The organism is Blastomonas sp. CCH1-A6 (assembly GCF_001556365.1).
In the GTDB taxonomy this organism is placed as follows: Bacteria; Pseudomonadota; Alphaproteobacteria; order Sphingomonadales; family Sphingomonadaceae; genus Blastomonas; species Blastomonas ursincola.
In genome coordinates this window covers 1-1,293 of the sequence record NZ_LSIS01000202.1, presented here as the reverse complement: position 1 = coordinate 1,293, position 1,293 = coordinate 1, and the positions used below count along the sequence as shown (strand labels likewise).

Annotated in this window: 2 protein-coding genes; both read left to right on the top strand. The window is 66.0% G+C overall.

Annotation, left to right across the window (positions count from 1 at the left end):
• The coding region (locus AX735_RS09015; protein ID WP_202189540.1) for an MFS transporter at positions 1-258 on the top strand (258 nt) is incomplete at its 5' end.
• A gap of 101 nt (positions 259-359) precedes the next feature.
• The coding region (locus AX735_RS09010) for a TauD/TfdA dioxygenase family protein (RefSeq protein WP_066278822.1) at positions 360-1,293 on the top strand (934 nt) is incomplete at its 3' end.

Here is a 1,293-nt window from a genome sequence, read left to right as displayed (position 1 = left end):
AGCCTCGCGGGCAAATCCGCCACCGCTGTCGCCATCGGCATCGCGCTGCCGCTGGTCGCCTGGCTCGGCTTCGATCCCAAGACCAGCAACAGCCCCGAGGCGCTGCAAGGGCTCGCGCTGGTCTTTGCCCTCGGCCCTGCCATCGCTCATGCGCTCTCGGCCTGGCTCATCGCGGGCTTCCCGCTCGACGAAACCCGCCATGCCGAAATCCGCCGCGAGCTTGATGCGCGCGAAGCCACGCTCGTTCCCGCCGAATGACCTCCAGCAGAAAGGCCCCGCCATGACCTAGTCAACAGCTCATCCCCGAACCCGCTTTCCCCATTTCCCGTTTTCCCCGTTCGCAAGTCAGGAGAATTTCCATGTCCGATCTCATCAACAGCTTCATCAATGCCGCCGATCCGCAAAGCCCGCTGGACATCGTGCCCGTGGCCGGGCGCATCGGTGCCGAGGTGCGCGGCCTAGCGCTCTCTGGCGACCTCGACGATGCCAGCATCGAGGCGATCAAGACGGCGCTCGTCCGCCACAAGGTGCTGTTCTTCCGCGACCAGGCCGAACTCGACGATGCCCGGCACGAAGCCTTTGCCGCGCGGCTGGGTGAACCGATCGCCCATCCCACGGTGCCGGTCGCTGAAGGATCTCACTATCTGCTCGAGCTGGACACGAAGGAGGGTTACGCAGCCTCAAGCTGGCACACCGACGTGACTTTTGTCGATGCCTATCCCGAAGCCTCGATCCTGCGCGCGATCACCATCCCCCAGGCCGGCGGCGACACGCTCTGGGCCAACGGCGTCACTGCCTATGAGGAACTGCCCGAGGCGCTGAAGACGCTGGTCGATGGCCTCTGGGCGGTGCACTCGAACAAGTATGACTATGCCGCCGTGCTCGGCACCAAGGACGCCAAGCGCGCCGAGGAGCACAGCAAGGTGTTCGCCTCAACCGTCTACGAGACCGAGCATCCGGTGGTGCGCGTCCACCCGGTCAGCGGCGAGCGCAGCCTGTTGCTCGGCCATTTCGTCAAGCAGTTCGTCGGCCTCAACAGCGCGGATTCGCAGCGGCTGTTCAGCATCCTCCAGGACCATATCACCAAGCCGGAGAACACTGTGCGCTGGCGCTGGCGCGCGGGCGACGTCGCTATCTGGGACAATCGCGCGACGCAGCACCGCGCGATCGCCGATTTCGGCCTGCAACGCCGCACGCTGCGCCGCGCGACGATCGCGGGTGACATTCCCGTCGCCATCGATGGTCGCCGCAGCCGCACCGTGAAGAAAGAGCGCGCGGCGCAGCGTGCGGCGT